Genomic DNA, 19,800 nt, shown 5'->3' with positions numbered 1-19,800 from the left:
TTCCGAGGTTCTCCCTTCATGTTCGCTTTGCGTCGCTTGTGGTTCGCGGTGGCCTTGTCCTGCCCCCTGGCTGCGGCCCCCGCTTGGGCCGAGGGCCCTGGGCAGGAGGATCTCGACGAGGCCCTCCGCGAGAAGATCACCGCCGAGGACCTCCGCGACGTCAATCGCGTCATCGATCTGTTGCAGTCCGCCGTCGACAAAGGGCTCGACGACGAAAGCCTGACGTTCGCCGATCAGATGCTCGCCGAGACCCTCATGCAGCGGGCCACGCAGCTCATGGCGGCGATCGACCGCGTGGCCCCGGCCGAGCAGGCCGACCCGCGAATTCAGCAAGTCCGAGGGATGGCGGTCTCCGACCTGCGGCGCATCCTGGCCGCGACGAACCCGCCCGGCTCTGCGCGGCTGATGCTCGGCAAGCTGCAGGCCGGCCCGGGCGGCGATCCCCACGAGGCGAAGCGAATTCTCACCGACTACGTCAAGGACGAAACCGCCCCGGCCGACGATCGCGCGATCGCCTACGCCCTGCGAGCCCAGTTGCAAAGCGATCCGGCGCGACGACTGGCCGACATGGATCAGGCGATCGAGCTGGAACCGGAGAACCCGCGGTTCCGACTGGCCCGGGCCGCGCTCTTGCGGCAGGACAAGAATCTCGACCAAGCGCTCGCCGACGTGGCGACCGTGCTGGCCGACAACCCGGACGAACTGGCGGCCTATCTGCTGCAAAGCGAAATCCTGCGCGAGCAGCAGAAGTACGACGACGCGCTGGCGGTGCTCGAGAAGGCGACGATCGCCGTCCCCGATTCGCCCGTGCCGTATCAGCAGCGGGGCGAGATTTTTCGGCAGCAGGGCGAGACGGCCAAGGCGATCGAGGAGTTCGGCAAGGTGCTGACGATGGCGCCCGACTCGCTGTTGACGCTCATCCATCGGGCCGAGGCGAACTTGAGCGAGGAGAACTTCGCCGCCGCGATGGCCGACGTCGACGCGACGCTCGCCAAGCAACCGGGCCTGATCGCGGCGCTGCGCCTGCGGTGCCAGATTCTGGCCGCCGAGGATAAGCTCGCCGAGGCGATCGCCGAGATGGAGAAGCTGGTCGCCGCGGCCCCGAACCAGCCTGAACTGCAAATGCAGCTCGCCCTCTACAGCGTCATCGCCAAACAGCCGCGGCGAGCGATCGCCGCTTACGACGCGGTGCTTGCGACCGATCCCGACAACTACCTCGCCCGCCGCAGCCGGGGGGACGCCTATCTCAACGTCGGCGAGCACGCCCCGGCCGTCGACGACTTCAACAAAGCGCTTGAGATCGAGCCGCACGACCCTGCGCTGCTCAACAATCTCGCCTGGGTGCTGGCCACCTCGCCCGACGACGAGGTGCGCGACGGCAAGCGGGCGGTCGAACTGGCCGAACAAGCGTGCAAACTGACCGATTACAAGGCGGCTCACATCCTCAGCACCCTGGCCGCCGCGTATGCCGAGGCGGGAGATTTCGCCCAGGCGAAAGAGTGGTCCAAGAAGGCGGTCGAACTGGGGGACGAGGACTACGACGGCCAGCTCGCCAAGGAACTTGCCAGTTACGAGGCCGGCAAGCCGTGGCGCGAGCGGCAAGACCTGGAAGCGGAAGCCGCCGCCGAGTCCGCCGAGGAAAAGCCCTCCGCCGAGGCTCCGTCCGCCGGCGCGGAATCGTCGGAAGTGCAACCTGACGATCCGGCGACGACCGACGACCAAGCAACCCCGCCCGGAGGAGTCGCTGCGGGGAACGAGGCCAAGTAATCTTCGCCGCTCAGAGTCGTTCGCAAGTTGTGAGCGGCAAACTCCGTGCGATCCGTGGCGGCGCGAAATTCGAGTGAGCGCCGTCGCATCAGCTCGCCGCGCGTTCGTACTGGTTCTGCGCCAGCGCCGCAGTCGACTCGACCCGCTCCGCCTCCATCCTCGGGATCGCGATGACTCGCAACCGCTTGGCTCTCCACTGGCAGATCCTCATTGCCATGCTGCTGGCCGCGGCGATCGGCATCGGCCTGAACGCGGGCGCCGGCGGGCGGCAACTCGCCCAGCCGATCGAGATCAAGCCCGGTTCGATCCAGAAGGTCGGCATGAAGGCCCCCGTCGCCGTCCCTGCGGGGCGGTTCTGGTCGCTCGATTCGTCGCAGCGCACGCTGATTCAGTTCGACGAAGTCGTCGACAAAGCCGGCCCCGGAGCGACCTACCGCACCCGGCGCTGGGCGATCGGCCCCGAACAGGACGTCGACGACCTCGCACAAGAGTTGGGCGAACCGTGGCCCGAATTGCCGCCTCAAGCCGCCGACGCCCCGGCGCCCCGGCGCCACGCGCCGACGATCAAGCAACTGGCGGCGCTCGACGGGCCGGCCTACGCCCTGTTCGCCGCCGAGGGTCGGTCCCTCGCCCGCGCAACGGGGGACTACGCTCAACTCATCGGCGACCTGTTTCTGCGGATGCTGAAGATGGTGTCGGTGCCGTTGATCATCGTGTCGCTCGTGTCCGGAGTCGTGGGACTGGGACACGCCGAGTCGCTCGGCCGGATGTTCGGCCGCACGATGCTGTACTACGCGTCGACCAGCCTGATCGCGATCTGCGTCGGGCTGGCGATGGTCAACATCATCCGCCCCGGGGTCGGTCGAGCCCTGCAGGCGGTCGAGGCGGTCGAGGCCCCGCAAGGGCAAAGTCTCGCCGCCGTGCTGTACGAGCAGCTTCTCGCACTGATCCCCGAGAACCCCTTTGCCGCAGCCGCACAGGGACAGTTTCTGTCGATCATCGCGTTCAGCCTGCTGTTCGGCGTCTGCACGATCCTCGTCGGGGGGAAGTCGGCCGAGCGGATTCGCGAACTGATCGACGCCGCGTTCGAAGTGATGATGAAGATCACGATGCTCATCATTGCGCTCGCGCCCTTCGGGGTGTTCTTCCTCATGCTCTCGGCGACCGCCACCGAGGGGAGCGCCATCTTCGGCTCGCTCGGCTGGTATATGCTGACGGTCGCTCTGGCCCTGGGGTTCCACGCGGGGGTCGTGCTGCCGGCGATCCTCAAGTTCGTCGCCAAACGCAACCCTCGTGAGTTCGCCCAGGCGATGAGCCCCGCCTTGTTCACCGCGTTCAGTTCGGCCAGCAGCAACGGCACGCTCCCCTTGACCCTAAACTGCGTCGAGCAGCGTGCCGGAGTCAGCAACCGAGTCGGGGCGTTCGTGCTCCCCTTGGGGGCGACGATCAACATGGACGGCACCGCGCTGTACGAGGCGGTGGCCGTGCTGTTCATCGCCCAGATGACGGGGCACGACCTGTCGCTCGCTCAGCAGGCGATCGTCGCGCTCACGGCGCTGCTTGCCAGCATCGGGGCTGCGGGCATTCCTCACGCGGGGCTGGTGATGATGGTCATCATCCTGCAGGCGGTCGGCCTCCCCGCCGAGAGCCAGGGCCTGATCATCGCGGTGGACCGCGTGCTCGACATGGCCCGGACGATGGTCAACGTCTGGAGCGATTCCTGCGGCTGCGCGGTGATCGCCCGCTTTGAGGAGGCTCCCCGTCCGGCGTAATTCGGCCATGGCGAGCGGGAAACGCAGCGGTCGTCCCAGCCTCGAAACTTGGCCTGCGGCATGGTCAGGCCGTCGCATTCGCCACGGGACGAACCTCGACTGCCCGGATTTCCCCCGTGCCTTCGTGCCTCTGCTGTGAATCTCCGCTCGTCGGGACTTGGCCAGGCGCCCGGCACGGCGCCAGCCAGCTTGACGCCCCTCGCGGCGCGGCTAGACTGCTATGTCCGGACGCAAACGCCGGGATTCTCTGGGCTCGTGGCGGAATTGGCAGACGCGCAAGGTTGAGGGCCTTGTGCCCGTTAAGGGCGTGCTGGTTCGACTCCAGTCGGGCCCACTCAGAGAGAGACCGTCGCCGACCGAGACGCCGGCCGCGGCGGTCTGTTGAGACTGAGACAACGGCTCGTCGGCCTCTGCGGTCGGCGAGCCGTTGTTTTTTCTGTAGATTATCTCTGGCGCACGGAGGACGCCGACGGCCCAGCGGAGAGAATAAGCGTGCGCGCCCCGACGCGGGCGCAGGCGGCGACGCCGCGCGAATTCCTTTGCGTCCCGGCCGTCCGCTGTGGCGCCTTGAATCGATCCCGACCGAACGGAGCCGCTATGTTGACCGACAAAGTTCAAAGCGCGATCAACGACCAGATCAACAACGAGCTGTTCTCGTCGTACAGCTACCTCTCGATGGCCGCGTGGTGCGAGCACGAGCAGTTCACCGGCTGCGCCCACTGGCTGCGGCTGCAAAGCGCCGAGGAATACGCCCATGCGATGAAGTTGTACGACTTCCTCATCGCGCGGAACGGCCGGGTGCTGCTCAGGCCGATCGCTCAACCCGAGGTGGACTTCCCGTCGATCCCGCAGGTGTTCGAGGCGTCGCTCGCCCAAGAACAACGGGTCAGCGCTCAGATCGACGCCCTCTATGAACTGGCGTTCCACGAAAAGGCGTTCGCGGCGCTCGTGGAACTCGAATGGTTCATCACCGAGCAAGTCGAGGAAGAGAAATCGGCCCGCGAGATCGTCCACAAATTCAACATGGTCAAAGACGATCCGGCGTCGCTGTTGGACCTCGATCGCGAGCTCGCCGCACGGGTCGCCGAGCCGGGCGGGGCGTGACGTCGTCGCTCCGCGCTCCGCTGCCGCGTCGCGGCTAATCGGGAACGCCCGCTCGCACTCACTCTCGCCGCCGTTTGTCGCTGCCCATGCCCCGTCGGATCCTCGTCACCGCCGCCTTGCCCTACGCGAACGGGCATATCCACATCGGCCACCTGGTCGAGTACATCCAGACCGACGTCTGGGTCCGCTTCCAGAAGCTGCGGGGGCACGACTGCCGGTTCATGTGCGCCGACGACACGCACGGCACGGCGATCATGATCCGGGCCCGGCAGGAAGGCCGCAGCGAGGAGGCGGTCGTCGCCGACATGCAGGCGGCGCACGAACGGGACTTCGCCGAGTTCGATATCGAGTTCGACAACTACGGCAGCACCCACAGCGAGGAAAATCGCGCGCTGTGCGCCGAGATCTGGGCCAAAATCCGCGCCGCGGGGCTCGTCAAGGAGCGGAACGTCGAACAACTGTTCGATCCCGAGGCGGGGACCTTTCTCGCCGATCGGTTCGTCCGCGGCACGTGTCCCAAGTGCGGCGCCAAAGACCAGCCCGGCGACAACTGCAGCGCCTGCGGCCATCACTACAGTCCGATCGATCTCGTGGACCCGGTCAGCAAGCTGAGCGGCGCGACGCCGGTCGTAAAAAGCTCGCCCCATCTGTTCATCGAACTGGAGCAACTCCACGGCTTCCTCGCTGAGTGGACCCAAACGGGCTCGGCCCTGCAGGCCGAGATCGTCAATTATCTGCAAGGGCACTTCCTGGGCGAGCCGCTGCGAGACTGGGACGTGTCGCGCCCGGCGCCGTACTTCGGCTTCGAGATCCCCGACTCGCCCGGCAATTACTGGTACGTCTGGTTCGACGCCCCCATCGGATACATGGCTTCGACCAAGCAGTGGTGCGACCGTACGGGCGCCAAGTTCGACGACTGGTGGAAATCCACCAAAACAGAAATACACCACTTCATCGGCAAGGACATCACCTACTTCCACACGTTGTTCTGGCCGGGGATGCTGAAGACCGCCGGGTACAGCCTGCCGACGAAGGTCCGCATCCACGGCTTCCTGACCGTCGACGGCGAGAAAATGTCCAAGAGCAAGGGGACCTTCGTCGCCGCGCGGACGTATCTCAACCGGCTCGATCCCAGCTACCTGCGCTACTTCTACGCCGCGAAGCTCAGCTCGCGGGTCGACGATCTCGACCTGTCGCTCGACGAGTTTCAGGCCAAGGTGAACACCGATCTGGTGGGCAAGGTCGTCAACCTGGCCAGCCGCACCGCGAAGTTCGTCGAGAAAACCGGACTGTCCGCCCGGTACCCCGACGACGGCGGGTTGTTCGAGCATGCGGCTGCGCTCGGCGAGGAGCTCGCCGCGGCGTACGAGGCATGCGACTACAGCCGGGCCATGCGGCTAGTGATGGGGCTCGCCGATCGGGCCAATCCGTACGTCGAAGAAAACAAGCCCTGGGAGCTGCGCAAGGACCCCGCCCAAGCGAGCCGGCTGCAGGACGTCTGCACGGTGGCGCTCAACCTGTTCCGGCAACTCGCCGTATACCTCGCCCCGGTGCTGCCGAAGCTCGCCCAGCAGACGGGCGAGCTCCTAGGCGATCCGATCACGAGTTGGGACCAAGCGGCCGCCCCATTGGTCGGCACGCCGGTCGCCAAGTTCCGGCACATGCTTCAGCGCGTCGATGAAAAGGACCTTCACGCCATGATCGAAGACAGCAAAGACCAGTCCGTCCCGGCGTCAGCTTCCCCGGACGGCCCGGCGTCGGACGCTTCAGCGCCCAGCGGCGCAAGCGCCGACACGTGGAACGACGACGGCGCCCCGCTCGCCGCCGAGCCGCTCGCCGAGGAGTGCACGATCGACGATTTCGCCAAGGTCGACCTCCGCGTCGCCCGCATCGTCGAGGCCGACGGGGTCCCCGAGGCCCGCAAGCTGCTCAAACTCAAGCTGAGCCTGGGCGGGGGCGTCACGAAGCAGGTCTTTGCCGGGATCAAAAGCGCGTACGAGCCCGAGCAACTCGTCGGCCGGCTCGTGGTCTGCGTCGCGAATCTCAAACCGCGGCAAATGAAGTTCGGCCTGAGCGAGGGAATGGTCGTCGCCGCGGGAGGCGAGGGGGAGGTGTTCCTGCTGACCCCCGACGACGGGGCGAAGCCGGGACATCGGCTCCACTAGGCAGCGTCGTCCCGCACCCTGTTATGACTTGAGCCGCCTGGCGCTCGCCGCGAGGGGCGTTGCCGGTCGCAGCTCTTGCGCCCCCTCCGAGCCGGGGATTGCGAATTTTCTGCATTGCTTGCGAAAAAAACCCTCCTGTCCGCAACTCGCAGAGTTCGGGCAAACTGCTTATTCTGGCACTTTCGCAGCAGAGCGACCGAGCCGGCAATTCCACACTCTTCCGACAGGGGCGGACATGGCGAGCGATTTGTTCAAACTCGACGGCGCGGCGGCCGCCGTTCTCGGCGGGACGGGCGCCCTGGGGGGCGCCATGGCCGAGGCCCTCGCTGCCGCCGGCGCCAAGGTGGCCGTCGTCGGACGCAGCGCCGAGCGCGGCGCCGAGCGGGTCCGCGCGATCGAAGCCGCCGGCGGCACGGCGATGTTTCAATCGGCCGATGCGCTCGATCTCGTTTCGCTCTGCGCGGCGCGCGACGCGATCGCCGCGCAACTCGGCCCCGTGACGGTGCTAGTGAACGCGGCCGGAGGGAACCGCCCCGAGGCGACGCTCCCCCCCGGCGCCGACTTCTGCAAGCTGCCGCTCGAAGCGTGGCGCGACGTGTTCGACCTGAACCTCGTCGGCGGTTCGCTCCTGCCGTGCCAGGCGTTCGGAGAGGGAATGCTCGCCGCAGGGCGGGGGAGCGTCATCAACATCGCCTCGATGTCGGGCATGATCCCGCTCTCGCGCGTCGTGGCGTACTCGGCGGCCAAGGCGGCGGTGATCAACTTCACGCAGTTCCTGGCCCGCGAGTGGGCGACCCACGGCGTGCGGGTCAACGCAATTAGCCCCGGTTTCTTCCCTGCCGATCAAAACCGCAAGCTGCTGTTCAACGACGACGGCAGCTACACCGAGCGGGGCGGTCAGATCATCTCCCACACCCCGATGGCCCGCTTCGGCGAAGCGAGCGAACTGGCCGGCGCCGTCGTCTGGCTGGCTTCGCACCGGGCCTCGTCGTTCGTCACCGGTCAGAACATCGTCGTCGACGGGGGATTCTCGTCGACGACGATTTGATCCCGTCGATTCATCGCCGAGTTCGCAAAGACTGCAGAGGTCATGTCCGGCGTCGCTCAGCCCAGGGACAGTGCCCTGCGTGGAAGCGTTCCTTTCTCCTCTCCGCGCCCTACGGCGACAACCCTGTCGACAGACAAGCTTGATTCCGCCGCTACACCACCCGTCACTCGCTTGGATCCTCTGATGCCCGCCCTTACGCTTCGTCCCGCTGCGGAATGCGAACTTGACTTCCTCTCGCTGGGGGCCGTCGTCCATCGGCTCGACCCCGGGGTGATCCCCTTCCGGCAAGCCCGGTCGTTCGAGGTCCACGTCTCCGGAGGCGAGTACAACGTCTCCGCGAACTTGGCGAGCTGTTTCGGGCTGCGCACCGGCGTCGCCACGGCCATGGTCGACAACGGCATCGGCGAACTCGTCGAGGCCCGCATCCGCGAGACGGGGGTCCGCCCGTTCTACAAACGCTTTAAGCACGACGGCGTGCGCGGGCCGAACATCGCCACGGTCTACAGCGACCGCGGCCAGGGGGTGCGGGCGCCGGTCGTGTTCTACAACCGAGCCAACGAAGCGGGCGCCCTGCTCAAGCCGGGCGACTTCGACTGGCACGCCATCTTCAGCCGCGGCGTACGGTGGTTCCATTCGGGCGGGATCTTCGCCGCCCTGTCCGACACGACCTCGCAGACGATCATCGAAGGAATGCAGGCCGCCAAGGCCGCGGGCGCCGTCGTCTCGTTCGACCTCAACTACCGCGCCAAGTTGTGGGCCACGCTTGCGGGAGGAAACGAGAAGGGGCGGCAGGTGATGCGCAGCATCGTCGAGAACGTCGACCTGTTGATCGGCAACGAGGAGGACCTGCAACTGGGCCTGGGGATCGCCGGTCCCGAGGGGCACGCCGGAGCCGGCAAGCTCGATCCCGGCGCGTTCTTCGGCATGATCGAACGCGTCCGGGCCGAATTCCCCGGCGTGAAGGGGGTCGCCACGACGCTCCGCGAGGTGAAAAGCACCAACCGGCACGACTGGGCTGCGGTCGTCGTGTTGGGGGACGAACAGCTCGTGAGCCCGACGATGCAGCTCGACGTGATCGACCGCATCGGCGGCGGCGACGGATTCGCCGCGGGGCTGCTGTTCGGACTCCTCGACGGCCGACCGACCGAACAAGCCCTCCGCCTCGGCTGGGCCCACGGCGCGCTGCTGACCACGTTCCCCGGCGACGTCTCGATGGCCAAGCTGAGCGAAGTGGAATCCCTCGCCGCCGGCGGCTCGGCCCGCGTTCAGCGGTGAGCCTCGGCCGAGATGCCCGGTCACGCTGTCCCGGGGCTTGGGAATCGCACGCAGGAACGCGAGTTCAAGAAACGCGAAGTCCGCCCGAGCCTTCCCGCGGCTGGCCTTCGACGGCGTGCAGTTCGTCCAGCAGCGACTCCATCCGCTTGATCTGGGAGCTGCTCTGGGAGACGAGTCGTTCGAACACCGCGATCTTCGACGCCAGTTGGCCCATGATTTCGCGGGCCGTTTCGTGGAGCTCGACCGACTCGCGGTTGACCAAGGCCGCTGCGTCGTGCTGCACTCCCTCCCACTTCTGCTTCGGTCGCGGGATGCGTTCGAGCGGATCCGTGACGAACCGCCGCTGGAGGAGCTTCGCGGCGCTCCGTCGTCGCCGGACGTTCAGTCGCACGAACACCCCGGTCAACAGCGCGATCCCGGCCAACAGCATCCAGTCGGATTGGATTGCGAGCAGGGACATCGCCGAAGGGGCTGAAGGGGGAAGGGGGCATCCACTGAGGGTTATCGACCCGCGGAGGGGCGGAGCCTCGGTGATTTCGCCGGGCGACTGCACGCGAGGGCGGCAAACTTCGCCTGATCGGAGCAATCGGGTCGGCCTGGGACCCGAAGTGCTTCGAGCCGCGAATAGGGGCGGCGCCCCCTCACCCCGGAGCGTTGAGATATGCCTGCCGGGCGGCGGCGTCGACTTGGCGCCAAGTGACGTCGTGCCGATCGCTCGCGGCGACGCACGAGCGGTACTCGGGCGAGAATCGTTCGGCGCCGTCGGGCAGCGTGGCGACGATGCCGGTCACCTCGCCCCACGGGGTGAGGACCGTGGCCGTGCGACGCGGCAAGGTGAGCCGCTCGACGAACTCGCGGCGGAGACCCAGGGTCGTCGTCTCGCGAAAGATCAGTTCGGCCAGGCAACGGTCGTCGCCGGGGCGGCACTGCACGGTCAGCAACACGCCGGGGCGGCCCCCCTTCATCTGCAGCGGCGAAGTCGCCACGTCCAAGGCGCCGGCCTGCCACAGCCGCTCGACGCACCGGCCGATCATCTCGCCCGAGGCGTCGTCGATGTTGGTCCGCAGCTCGACGATCGCGTCCGCCTGGGGGGAACCGGTCGCGGCGGCTGCGGGTTCGACGGACGTGCCCACGATCAGCCGCAGCAGATTCGGCTGCGGGAAATCCTTTTGCCCGGCGCCGTAGCCGATCCGGTCGATCGTCAGCGCCGGCAGAGGGCCGAACGATTCAGCCAGCGCGGCGACGATCGCGGCGCCGGTGGGGGTGGTCAACTCGCCTTGGCAATCGCACGCCGCCAGCGGGGCGCCGGCCGTGGCCAACAGCTCCGCCGTCGCGGGCGCCGGGATCGCGCACCGTCCGTGGGCGATCGTCACGAACCCGTGCCCCGTGGGGATCGGCGAGCAGACGATTCGCTTGATCCCCAACAGGTCAATCGCGATCGCCGTGCCGACGATGTCGGCGATCGAATCGACGGCCCCGACCTCGTGGAAGTGGACCTTCTCGATCGTCGAGCCGTGAACTTTCGCCTCAGCCGCGGCGAGCTTGCCGAAGATCGCGCGGGCGAGCTCTCGCTGCCGCGGCGTCAGAACGCTCCCTTCGATCATCGCCTCGATGTGGCTGAGATGGCGATGGGCGTGCTCCGGCTCGTGCTCGACGACCAATTGCGTCGCGCGGAAGCCGCGCTTCTTCACAGTCTCGACCCGCAGCGTGCAACTGGGAAGCCCCAGCGAATCGATCCCCGCCTGCACCGCTGCCAGATCGACCCCGGCGTCCACGAGGGCCCCCAACGTCATGTCGCCGCTGATGCCGCTGGCGCAGTCGAGGTAGGCGAGGGACATGGGGAGAGAAACTGGCGACTTGTGATTGGGGGAAGGAGAAGGGGAGAAGGAAGCTGTGACTGGGTTAGGCCTGTCGCCAATCGCCAGTCGCCAATCCCCTCACGCCCCGCCGCACCGTGCCTCCAGATCGTCCTTGCCCTTTCGGCAGCAAAAATCGCCGAACGATTCGCCGCTTTGGCGTTCGTCGCGGAAGTAGTGCAGGACCGGCGTCAGGGCGGGGACGACCTCTTCCTGCGGGACGAGGTCCTTGTAGATGAAGTTGAGTCGATCCCCCTCGACGCGGCCGCCGAGAAAGATCGTGTATTTGCCCTTCGTCTTGCCCACGAGGCCAATGTCCGAATTGTACGGCCGGGCACAGCCGTTGGGGCAACCGGTCATGCGGGTCGTGAACAATTCATCCTGCAACCCCAGATCGGCAAGCGTCTTTTCCAACTCGTCGATCATGCCGGGAAGGACCCGCTCGCTCTCGGTCACCGCGAGCCCGCACGTGGGAAGCGCCGGGCAGGCGATCGCCCACCGCCGCACGGTCGAGGTCTCCTCGGTCGCGGGGACCCCGTGTTTGTGCAGAATCTCGACGATCCGCTCGCGGTCCCCCTCGGCCAAGTCGCAGAAGATGACGCTCTGGTGCGGGGTGAGCCGCAGCGGCGGGGCGAGCGTGCCGCAGATCTCGCGGAGCGCCGCCTTCAAGCGGAAATTTCCCTCGTCCTTGATCCGGCCGTTCTCGACGTTCAAGCCGTAGAAAAACTTGCCGTCCCCCTGCGGATGCCACCCCATGCCGTCGTCGTGGCCAGTGACGTGCACGGGCCGCGGCGCGGGGAGGGACTCGCCGTAGTACTCCTCGACCTTCTGCTTGAACCGTTCGAGCCCCCAGTTGTGGATGAGGTACTTCATCCGCGCGATCTTGCGATCGCTGCGGTTGCCGAAGTCGCGCTGCACCTTGACGATCGCCACAGCCGCATCGACCGCCTGCTCGGGCGTGACGAAGGCCAACGGCTGAGCAATGGCGGGAAACGTCTTGGCCGCGCTGGGAGTCGTGCCGAATCCGCCCCCCACGAGCACGTTGTAACCGACGACCTGGCCCCCCTCGACGATTGCGAGGAAGCCCAGGTCCTGCGAGTAGACGTCCGCGCTGTTGTCCCCGGGCAGGCCGACGCCGATCTTGAACTTGCGCGGCAAATACGTCGGGCCGTAGATCGGCTCGACCTCGGCCCCGCCCGCCAGTTCCTTGGTCCCGGTCGCCTCGTCGGAGAGCCACAGTTGGTAGTACGCGGGAGTCTGCGGCCGCAGCGTCTTGGCCAGGACGTCGGCGAACTCCTGCATCGCGTCATAAACGAGGTCGCCGTGCAGCGGCAGCGGCGAGCACATGACGTTGCGATTCACGTCGCCGCACGCCGCGATCGTGGTGAGCTGCACGTCGTTGATCCGACGGATGACGTGCTTGAGATCTTTTTTGAGGATGCCGTGCAGCTGCAGCCCCTGACGCGTCGTGATCCGCAACGTCGTGTTCCCGACCTCGTCGCAGAGATCGATTTCGGCCAGCAGTTGAGCGCTGGTGAGCTTTCCCCCCGGGATCGAGCTGCGAACCATGAAGCTGTAGTGCTTGCCACCCCCTCGATCGTCGCGGTTGTCTTGCTGATACGTGCCGTGGTGCTTGATGAGCTGGACGCTCTCCTTGCCGAAGTGGTCGTTGCCGTCGACCAACTCCTCGGCAATGGGGCTCAAGAGGTATTGGCTCTCGGATTTGAAGCCCTCGACGGGGCTCAACTTCTCTTCAGTCGTTTCAGACATGGCGGCGAGTGAGGGGCTCGGCGAACAGGGGGGGCCGCGAGGCACGGCGACGCAGCTTGCCTAGTCGATGAATTTTACAGTGAGACGAACCATGATATCCGGGTCGCCCCGGGGCGACCATATCGACGCGCCGCCGGGCCGTCCGCACTGACAAACCCGCGGACGCAAGCCTCCGGCAGCTTCGGGGCTCCTTACTCAGAGGCAATGAGCCCGCTGCGAGTTCGCCAGTCCGCTCCAACTTCGCTTGAATCCTCGGCGGCAAAGGCCGGCACGCTCTCCTGGCGTGCCGCCGATCCCGTAGCAGACAGGCCCCGGAGCGGGCGGCGCTGCGACTCCCCTCTGCGTCCTCAGCGCCTCGACGCGGGTTCTCGAAGACTGGCGCCGCGACGGCAAGCGGCGCACGCGTCGAGTCGATTCAGCCGAGCGCCGCTTGAGGCCCGGAGCCGGGCCGCCTACCATGCGATCCCATGAGCGTGCATGACGACAATCCGCTGCCGGCGACGGGCCTCCCCGGCCGACTCGCCCTGTGGATCGCCACCGGGCTGGGGATCGGACTCGTGGCGCCCGCCCCAGGGACGATCGGCGGGCTGTGGGGGCTCCCCCTCGCCGCGGCGACCAGTCGGCTCGCCCCGCTCGGGTTGCAGTTGGGAGTCGTCGTCGCCTTGGCCGTGCTCGCCGCGCTGGTCTGCACGGCCGCGGCCCGCTCGCTCGCCGCCGGCAGCGACCCGCAATCAATCGTGCTCGACGAGATCGTCGCGCTCCCGCTGGCGTTCATCGGCGTCGGTCCCGTGACTTGGCAGACGCTGCTGCTCGGGTTCCTGCTGTTCCGCGTGTGCGACATCCTCAAACCGGGACTGGCCCGCAGCGCCGAGCAACTCCCCCGCGGTTGGGGAATCGTCGCCGATGATTGCGTCGCCGCGATGCTCGCCTGCGTGTTGCTCCACGGAGCGATCAGCTTGGACGCCTGGGCGGGGTGGGGCGCATTGACGCGGAACGGGTGAATTGCGAAGCGACGGGCGATCGGTCCGCTGGCCGGTTTCGCCCTTCGGTCATGCTCCCGTCTCGCTCCAACCCTCTCCGCCTTCCCCCAATCACCTCACGCCAAAGTCTTCTCCTCCCATGCCCGCCGAAATCCTCAGCGGCAACGCCCTGGCCAAGCAAATCCGCGGCGAATTGGCGACCGAGGTCGCCGAGTTCGTCGCCGCGACCGGCGTGACGCCGACCCTGGCGGCGGTCCTCGTCGGCAACGACCCGGCGAGCGAAGTCTATGTGCGCAACAAGCGCCGCGATTGCGAGCTCGTGGGGATCGGCAGCCAACTGGTCGAGCTCTCCCCCGGGGCCGCTCAGGACGAACTGCTGGCGACGGTCGACCGGCTCAACTGCGACCCGGGCGTCCACGGCATCCTGGTCCAACTGCCGCTCCCCGAGCAGATCGACGAGACGGCGATCCTTGAGTCGATCGACCCCGCCAAAGACGTCGACGCGTTCCACCCCGAGAACGTCGGCCGCATGATGCAGGGCCGGCCGCGGTTTCTGCCCTGCACCCCCAGCGGGTGCCAACAGATTTTGATGCGGCACGGCGTGCCGATCGCGGGCCAGCACGTGGTGGTCGTCGGCCGCAGCGACATCGTCGGCAAACCGGTCGCGGCGATGCTGGTGCAGCGCGGACCGGGAGGGGACGCGACCGTGACGATCTGCCACAGCCGCACCCGCGACCTCGCGGCGATCACCCGGCAAGCCGACATCCTGATCGTGGCAATCGGCCGAGCGAACTTCATCACCGGCGACATGATCAAGCCGGGCGCCACGGTGGTCGACGTGGGGATCAACCGGACCGATGCGGGGCTGACGGGAGACGTCGACTTCGCCTCGGCCATCGAGGTCGCGGGGCGCATCACCCCCGTCCCCGGCGGCGTCGGCCCGCTGACCCGCACCATGCTGCTGGTCAACACCCTGGCCGCGGCCCGCGGGTTGACCTCGTCGCATCGCCCGCTTTGAGCGGTCGTCGCGCTCGTTCCGGGCGATAACAATCTCGCTCAACCAAGGCGATTTGATTGCCACCGCCCCCGGGCGCGGTATCTTGGTCCTTTTGCGGCGAGGTCGCGCCTCGGCCGCCGCTTGCCGTCCGCCCTCCCCATCGCTTGCGAGGCTCCCCATGTCCGACCAGAGCGGCAACTCGCCGACCTTCTCCCTGCTGCGGGTCCTGGTGCTGGCCTTGCCCCTGGCGGTTGCAGCCTACGCAGGCGCCAGTTGGTACAAGGGCGACATCCAGCGCAATGCCGACGAGGACTTGGCCAAGACGACAATCGCCCGCATGTTGGGACCGCAGTCGCAGTTGCGGATGTCGGACCGCTACGCCGACTCTGACGGCGACCTGCTGGCCGACGCCCCCGCCGACGAGGCTGATCTGATCGACCCGGCCGAGATCGCCTTTTCGTACGTCGCTTCGACCTCGGCCCCGCCTGAGACCCCCTGGAAAGAACTGCTGGGCGCCCTCAGCGAACAACTCGGCAAGCCGGTGAAGTACATGCGGTTCACCGATCCCGACGAGCAGCTTCGGGCCCTCAAAGCGGGCGACCTGCACATCGCGGCGTTCGGCACCGGCGAGGCGCCCACCGCGGTCAACGGCGCGGGTTTCATTCCGCTGGTCGTCCCCGGCGACGCCCAAGGGCGATTCGGCTACACGATGAAAATCATCGTCCCCGCGGCAAGCACGATGAAAGACCCCAAGGACATTCGGGGCCAGCGGATGACCTTCACCCGTCCCAACAGCAACAGCGGCTTCAAGGCCGCCCTCGTGCTCCTGTTGGACGAGTACGACTTGGCCCCCGAGCGCGACTACAAGTGGGGTTTTTCCTACGGGCACGAAATCTCCATCGAGGGAATCGCCAAGGGGGAACTGCAGGCCGCCTCGGTCGCCAGCGACATCCTCGAACGGATGATCGCCGCGGGCGAGGTCTCGGCTGACGCGATCAAAACGATCTACGAGTCGGAGCGGTTCCCCCCCGGGACGATCGGTTGCGCGTACAACCTCAAGCCTGAGTTGCGGAACGGGATTGAAAAGACGCTGGTCGGCTTTGGCTTTGCCGGGACGGGCCTCGAGGAGGCGCTGGGCGGGTCGGAAGCCGCGGAATTCGTACGGATCAACTACAAGAACGACTGGGACAACGTCCGCCGCATCGACGCCGCCGCAGCCAAGGCCCGCAGCGAACTCGGCGGGGAGTGACCCCCGTTGAACTTCGATGCGGGGCCGTCCTCACCGGGATTGGCCCCTCGGACGGTTAGGGCCTGCCCGCTCCGGGCCCAACTCCCCCGTGCAATCGGCATAGTCCCCCTCCCCGGCCCGAGGCCGAAGCGCCGCCCCGCGCCCGCGCTTGCCGCCGGCGCGCGGACCTGTTCGGCGCGGGGTAGGGTTGCTCCATGAGCACCTCGCGCGTCCCGCTTGCCCCTGTCGACCCCGACCTCGTTTCGCCTAGTTCCGCGGCCGCGGCGCCCCCCCGCGCGGCACGGGTCCTGCATGTCGTCAACGGCGAGCATTATTCGGGCGCCGAACGGGTTCAGGACCTGTTGGCCGGTTACCTCCCGGCGTGCGGCTACGCGGTCGGGTTCGCCTGCGTGAAGCCGGACCGCTTCCCCCGTGTGCGGAAGTTCGCCGAGGCCCCGCTGTACGAACTGCCGATGCGCAACCGGCTCGACCGCTCCTGCGGTCGGCGGGTCGCTCAGCTCGTGCGGGACGAACAATACGACCTCGTTCACGCCCATTCGCCACGGTCGTTGGTCGTGGCGAGTCAAGCCGCGGAACTCGCCGGCGTGCCGCTCGTGTACCACGTCCATAGCCCTGCAGGGCGCGACTCGACGCGGCGACTCGTCAACCGAATCAACGCGTGGACCGAGCGCCGGTGCGCGAAGATCGCCGCGCGACTGATCGCCGTCTCGCCGAGCGTGCAACAGTACATGATCGACCAAGGGTTCCCCGCGGAGCGCGTCGTTTGCGTCCCCAACGGCGTGCCGCGGATCGAGGTCCCCCCCCGGACCCAGACTCCGCGGACCTGGACGCTGGGAATGGTCGCGCTGTTTCGCCCCCGCAAGGGAGTCGAAACTCTGCTCGACGCGCTCGCCGTCGCCCGATCAACCGGAGTCGACGCGACTCTCCGCGCAGTGGGTCCGTTTGAAACGCCGCAATACGAGGCTCAAACCAAGGCCCGCGTCCAGCGGCTCGGCTTGGAAGAGGCCGTTCTGTGGACCGGATTTGCCGCCGAGATCGCCGGCGAACTGGCTCGCGTCGACGCGCTGGCGCTCCCCAGTCTGTTCGGCGAGGGGTTGCCCATGGTCGTCTTGGAGGCGATGGCCGCCGGGGTTCCGGTGATCGCCAGCCATGTCGAGGGGATCCCCCTGGCGATCCGCCATGGGCAGGACGGCTTGCTCGTCGAACCGGGAAGCGTCAGCCAACTCGCCGCGGCGATCGAAGAACTCGCCGCGGGACGGTACGACTACCCCCGGCTGAGCGAGTCCGCCCAGCGCCGCCACGCGGAATGCTTCTCCGCCGAAGTCATGGCCCGCCGCACGGCGGCCGTGTACGACGAAATCCTCGGCTAGGCGTCGTCCCGCGAGTCGCTCACGCGGCCACGCAGAGCGGGGTGCGATCGCGCGCCCCGCGTCGCCGTCGCACAAGCCCGAAGGCCCCGCACGCCAGAACGGCCAAGCCGACGGAACTTGGCTCGGGAATCTCGCAGACGATGTTGCAGTCTCTCATCGCCGACCAGCCCGCAAACGCGCCGTTCGTCAGCGCCGTGTTGATCGTCGCCACGTTGGCGGCCGTGGGAAACCCGTTCATGTTCTTGGCCTGCAGCGTGGCCATCCCCCCCAGCGTCCCCGAGCCCCACTCGAATCCGGCGATCACGCAGAATTCCTTTGCCGCCGTGGCGGCGACGATCCACGTATCGAACGCCGCGCCCGTGACGCTGGGGACGTCGCTCGTTTTGTAGAACTTGTTGCCCGCCCCGTCGGTTCCGTTGAGCATATTGTTGGCAATGTCGGCCGCGGTGAGATACCACGGCAAGTCGTCTTCGCCCGCCTGACCGTCATACCCGCCGCTGGGGGTGTCGATGATCGGGATGGTCAGCGCCATCATGTTGTATTGGGGATTTCCGGGAGCGGCCACGAGATTGGTGACCACCTGCAACCAGTGAAATTCGGTGCACATGGTCAACCCGGCCCAAGCCTTGTCGAGCGTGAACGTCGCTGCCATCGTGTTGCCGTCGAGCGAGGCGTCGATCTTGCCGATGTTCTGAACGACGCCGTTGACCTTCAGATTGACGGGCGTGACGGCGATCGCCCCGGCGTGGGCGACCTGTTGCCAAGCGGCGCACGCCGCGACGACTGCGGCGACGCAGAATCGTCGAGTGAACGGACTCATGAGACTCTCCCTGGACTTCCCGGCAAGAACTAGCTGCGCTGGTCGCGGGGAAGGACGACTTCCCTGAACCGAGCAAAGCGGTGCGATGACCAGTCGACGAGCCTGCTTCTCCGAGCCTCCGTTCCGCCGGCGGCATTGTGGGGCGGGGCGAGGACGCCCGTCAAACCAAATACTTGGCAAATGAACTTTCGGCGGAACGGAATGCCTACGGCTTCGCCGCTCGGCGACCCTCGAAGCCCCCTGCCGCGCTGCGGCCCGACGGATTCCCGCCCTGAAGTCGCCCCAGCCCCTGACTGGTTCTCCTTGGCGGGTTTCGACGGGTGTCCTACAATCGGCAGTTGTCGGACTCGGCCCGTCGGCGGTTCCCATGATCAGGCCCTCCGCCGACGACCTTTTTCCCGCTCGATATGCCAGAGAACGCCATGATTGCCCACGCCGATCCCCACGCAAAGAAGCCCAACTCGTTCGAGGTTCGCATCTTGCGTCAAGCGGCCCCCGGCGAGCCAAGCTTCTGGGAACGCCATCGCGTCACCTATGAGCCCAATCTCAACGTGATCAGCGTGCTGCAAAAGATCGCCTCGCAGGCGACCACCTCCGACGGAGACAAAACCACCCCCGTCGCTTGGGACTGCAATTGCCTGGAAGAGGTCTGCGGCGCCTGCACGATGCTCGTCAACGGCCGAACCCGGCAGAGCTGCTCGACGCTGGTCGACACATTGCTCGAAGAGGACCCCGAAGGGTTCGAGCTGCGCCCCATGAGCAAATTCCCCGTGCTGCGCGATCTGTGCGTCGACCGGGGCCGGATGTTCCGGGCCCTGGAGCGGGTCCAGGCATGGGTCGAGGCGGACGACTACGGCGATCGGGGACCCGGACCGCGCGAGTCGCAAGAAATGCAGGGGACCCGCTACCCGCTGTCGGAGTGCATGACCTGCGGCTGCTGCGTCGAGGCGTGCCCGCAATACACCAAGGTCGAGCTGACTCAGCGAAGCGGCGAAAGCGACGCCGAGTTCGAGGCCCGTAAGAACGCCGCGTACGAGCAGGAATTCCTCGGCGCCGCGGCGATCAGCCAGGCGGTGCTGTTCAACGACCACGCGACGGGCCATTTGAACGCGTCGGCCCGGCTTGACGCCCTGACGGGTCCAGGCGGCATTCAGGTCTGCGGCAACGCCCAGAACTGCGTCGCCGTGTGCCCGAAAAGCATCCCGCTGACGACCAGCATCGCCCGGGCCGGCAGGCAGGCGACGATCCACATGATCAAGCGTTGGTTCGACCGGTAGGCAGCCCCCGCGGAACGAGCCGCGACCTCTCTGACGCTGCAAGCCGCAGCGTCCCTGCCGCAAATGGCCGCAAGCGGACGCTAGCGACTGGCCGAAAAGACGCATTTTGCCCCCTTGACAGAGTCGGGCAAATTCTCTCGACAAGGCGCACGGGAGCGTTACAATACGCGCACTCGGCGTTTTTTTGCGTTCGGACGACGGCCGGTTTTTGTCGCTTAACCCGCCGCCGTCTGCCCCGATGTTCGCCGGGGCGGTCACTGGTCGCACGAGGTGGGAGTTTGCAATTGTAGCGGGTCGAGTCGGCAACTCTCGCGGCGCATCCGGGGCTCGCGCCGTTCCCTCCCGACTGG

15 protein-coding genes and 1 tRNA gene are annotated in these 19,800 nt (G+C 67.1%); 12 read left to right on the top strand and 4 right to left on the bottom strand.

Annotated elements, in window-relative coordinates; all coding sequences use genetic code 11:
- Positions 1-18 precede the first annotated feature (18 nt).
- The 7 genes from KF688_17120 to KF688_17090 all read left to right on the top strand — a co-directional run bounded on the left by KF688_17120 (position 19) and on the right by KF688_17090 (position 9,131).
- Positions 19-1,767: a tetratricopeptide repeat protein gene (locus KF688_17120; GenBank protein ID MBX3427403.1), complete on the top strand. Its 1,749-nt coding sequence runs from the start codon at positions 19-21 to the stop codon at positions 1,765-1,767.
- A 170-nt stretch (positions 1,768-1,937) separates the two neighbouring features.
- Positions 1,938-3,539: a dicarboxylate/amino acid:cation symporter gene (locus KF688_17115; protein ID MBX3427402.1), complete on the top strand. Its 1,602-nt coding sequence runs from the start codon at positions 1,938-1,940 to the stop codon at positions 3,537-3,539.
- Positions 3,540-3,788: 249 nt separating this feature from the next.
- Positions 3,789-3,873: transfer RNA gene (locus KF688_17110), tRNA-Leu, on the top strand.
- Between the two features lie 263 nt (positions 3,874-4,136).
- Positions 4,137-4,643 carry a ferritin gene (locus KF688_17105; protein MBX3427401.1) on the top strand — a complete coding sequence of 169 codons (507 nt, stop codon included), beginning with the start codon at positions 4,137-4,139 and terminating at the stop codon, positions 4,641-4,643.
- Positions 4,644-4,729: 86 nt separating this feature from the next.
- Positions 4,730-6,808 (top strand): methionine--tRNA ligase, encoded by a 2,079-nt coding sequence (gene metG, locus KF688_17100; GenBank protein MBX3427400.1) that lies wholly within the window; start codon positions 4,730-4,732, stop codon positions 6,806-6,808.
- Between the two features lie 235 nt (positions 6,809-7,043).
- Entirely contained in the window at positions 7,044-7,856 is an 813-nt protein-coding gene (locus tag KF688_17095) for an SDR family oxidoreductase (protein ID MBX3427399.1), read from the top strand.
- Positions 7,857-8,039: 183 nt separating this feature from the next.
- Positions 8,040-9,131 carry a sugar kinase gene (locus tag KF688_17090; GenBank protein ID MBX3427398.1) on the top strand — a complete coding sequence of 364 codons (1,092 nt, stop codon included), beginning with the start codon at positions 8,040-8,042 and terminating at the stop codon, positions 9,129-9,131.
- A 64-nt stretch (positions 9,132-9,195) separates the two neighbouring features.
- On the opposite strand, the gene KF688_17085 is transcribed toward KF688_17090, so the two are convergent.
- The 3 genes from KF688_17085 to KF688_17075 form a co-directional block, all read right to left on the bottom strand.
- Positions 9,196-9,591: a hypothetical protein gene (locus KF688_17085; protein ID MBX3427397.1), complete on the bottom strand. Its 396-nt coding sequence runs from the start codon at positions 9,589-9,591 to the stop codon at positions 9,196-9,198.
- Positions 9,592-9,772: 181 nt separating this feature from the next.
- Positions 9,773-10,969: a nickel pincer cofactor biosynthesis protein LarC gene (larC, locus tag KF688_17080; GenBank protein MBX3427396.1), complete on the bottom strand. Its 1,197-nt coding sequence runs from the start codon at positions 10,967-10,969 to the stop codon at positions 9,773-9,775.
- Between the two features lie 99 nt (positions 10,970-11,068).
- Positions 11,069-12,757: an NADPH-dependent assimilatory sulfite reductase hemoprotein subunit gene (locus KF688_17075; protein MBX3427395.1), complete on the bottom strand. Its 1,689-nt coding sequence runs from the start codon at positions 12,755-12,757 to the stop codon at positions 11,069-11,071.
- 467 nt (positions 12,758-13,224) lie between these two features.
- Between KF688_17075 and KF688_17070 the strand changes: the two genes are divergently transcribed.
- From KF688_17070 to KF688_17055, 4 genes are all read left to right on the top strand, one after another.
- Entirely contained in the window at positions 13,225-13,758 is a 534-nt protein-coding gene (locus tag KF688_17070; protein ID MBX3427394.1) for a phosphatidylglycerophosphatase A, read from the top strand.
- A 118-nt stretch (positions 13,759-13,876) separates the two neighbouring features.
- Positions 13,877-14,755, top strand: a complete 879-nt coding sequence (locus KF688_17065; GenBank protein MBX3427393.1) for a bifunctional 5,10-methylenetetrahydrofolate dehydrogenase/5,10-methenyltetrahydrofolate cyclohydrolase — start codon at positions 13,877-13,879, stop codon at positions 14,753-14,755.
- 157 nt (positions 14,756-14,912) lie between these two features.
- Positions 14,913-15,983, top strand: coding sequence for a phosphate/phosphite/phosphonate ABC transporter substrate-binding protein (phnD, locus tag KF688_17060; protein ID MBX3427392.1), 1,071 nt, complete (start codon positions 14,913-14,915; stop codon positions 15,981-15,983).
- Between the two features lie 194 nt (positions 15,984-16,177).
- A complete protein-coding gene (locus KF688_17055; GenBank protein ID MBX3427391.1) occupies positions 16,178-17,353 on the top strand; it encodes a glycosyltransferase in 1,176 nt (391 codons plus the stop codon).
- A gap of 19 nt (positions 17,354-17,372) precedes the next feature.
- Here the strand turns inward: KF688_17055 and KF688_17050 are convergent, their stop codons facing one another.
- On the bottom strand, positions 17,373-18,173 hold the full coding sequence (locus tag KF688_17050) for a PEP-CTERM sorting domain-containing protein (protein MBX3427390.1): 801 nt from the start codon (positions 18,171-18,173) through the stop codon (positions 17,373-17,375).
- Positions 18,174-18,595: 422 nt separating this feature from the next.
- On the opposite strand from KF688_17050, the gene sdhB reads away from it, so the two are divergent.
- Positions 18,596-19,450 carry a succinate dehydrogenase iron-sulfur subunit gene (gene sdhB / locus KF688_17045; GenBank protein MBX3427389.1) on the top strand — a complete coding sequence of 285 codons (855 nt, stop codon included), beginning with the start codon at positions 18,596-18,598 and terminating at the stop codon, positions 19,448-19,450.
- Positions 19,451-19,800: the final 350 nt, after the last annotated feature.

Source organism: Pirellulales bacterium, assembly GCA_019636345.1.
GTDB lineage: Bacteria > Planctomycetota > Planctomycetia > Pirellulales > Lacipirellulaceae.
Note: the sequence above shows the minus strand (reverse complement) of the source record. Positions and strands in the feature narration are given on the sequence as shown.

Bases quoted from the DNA above. Each gene is read 5' to 3' on its own strand.
- KF688_17120 (MBX3427403.1), top strand. From the start codon at position 19: ATGTTCGCTTTGCGTCGCTTGTGGTTCGCGGTGGCCTTGTCCTGCCCC.
- sdhB (MBX3427389.1), top strand. From the start codon at position 18,596: ATGATTGCCCACGCCGATCCCCACGCAAAGAAGCCCAACTCGTTCGAG.
- metG (MBX3427400.1), top strand. From the start codon at position 4,730: ATGCCCCGTCGGATCCTCGTCACCGCCGCCTTGCCCTACGCGAACGGG.
- KF688_17050 (MBX3427390.1), bottom strand. From the start codon at position 18,173: ATGAGTCCGTTCACTCGACGATTCTGCGTCGCCGCAGTCGTCGCGGCG.
- KF688_17065 (MBX3427393.1), top strand. From the start codon at position 13,877: ATGCCCGCCGAAATCCTCAGCGGCAACGCCCTGGCCAAGCAAATCCGC.
- KF688_17085 (MBX3427397.1), bottom strand. From the start codon at position 9,591: ATGTCCCTGCTCGCAATCCAATCCGACTGGATGCTGTTGGCCGGGATC.
- KF688_17055 (MBX3427391.1), top strand. From the start codon at position 16,178: ATGAGCACCTCGCGCGTCCCGCTTGCCCCTGTCGACCCCGACCTCGTT.
- KF688_17095 (MBX3427399.1), top strand. From the start codon at position 7,044: ATGGCGAGCGATTTGTTCAAACTCGACGGCGCGGCGGCCGCCGTTCTC.
- KF688_17115 (MBX3427402.1), top strand. From the start codon at position 1,938: ATGACTCGCAACCGCTTGGCTCTCCACTGGCAGATCCTCATTGCCATG.
- KF688_17105 (MBX3427401.1), top strand. From the start codon at position 4,137: ATGTTGACCGACAAAGTTCAAAGCGCGATCAACGACCAGATCAACAAC.
- KF688_17070 (MBX3427394.1), top strand. From the start codon at position 13,225: ATGAGCGTGCATGACGACAATCCGCTGCCGGCGACGGGCCTCCCCGGC.
- phnD (MBX3427392.1), top strand. From the start codon at position 14,913: ATGTCCGACCAGAGCGGCAACTCGCCGACCTTCTCCCTGCTGCGGGTC.
- KF688_17090 (MBX3427398.1), top strand. From the start codon at position 8,040: ATGCCCGCCCTTACGCTTCGTCCCGCTGCGGAATGCGAACTTGACTTC.
- KF688_17075 (MBX3427395.1), bottom strand. From the start codon at position 12,757: ATGTCTGAAACGACTGAAGAGAAGTTGAGCCCCGTCGAGGGCTTCAAA.
- larC (MBX3427396.1), bottom strand. From the start codon at position 10,969: ATGTCCCTCGCCTACCTCGACTGCGCCAGCGGCATCAGCGGCGACATG.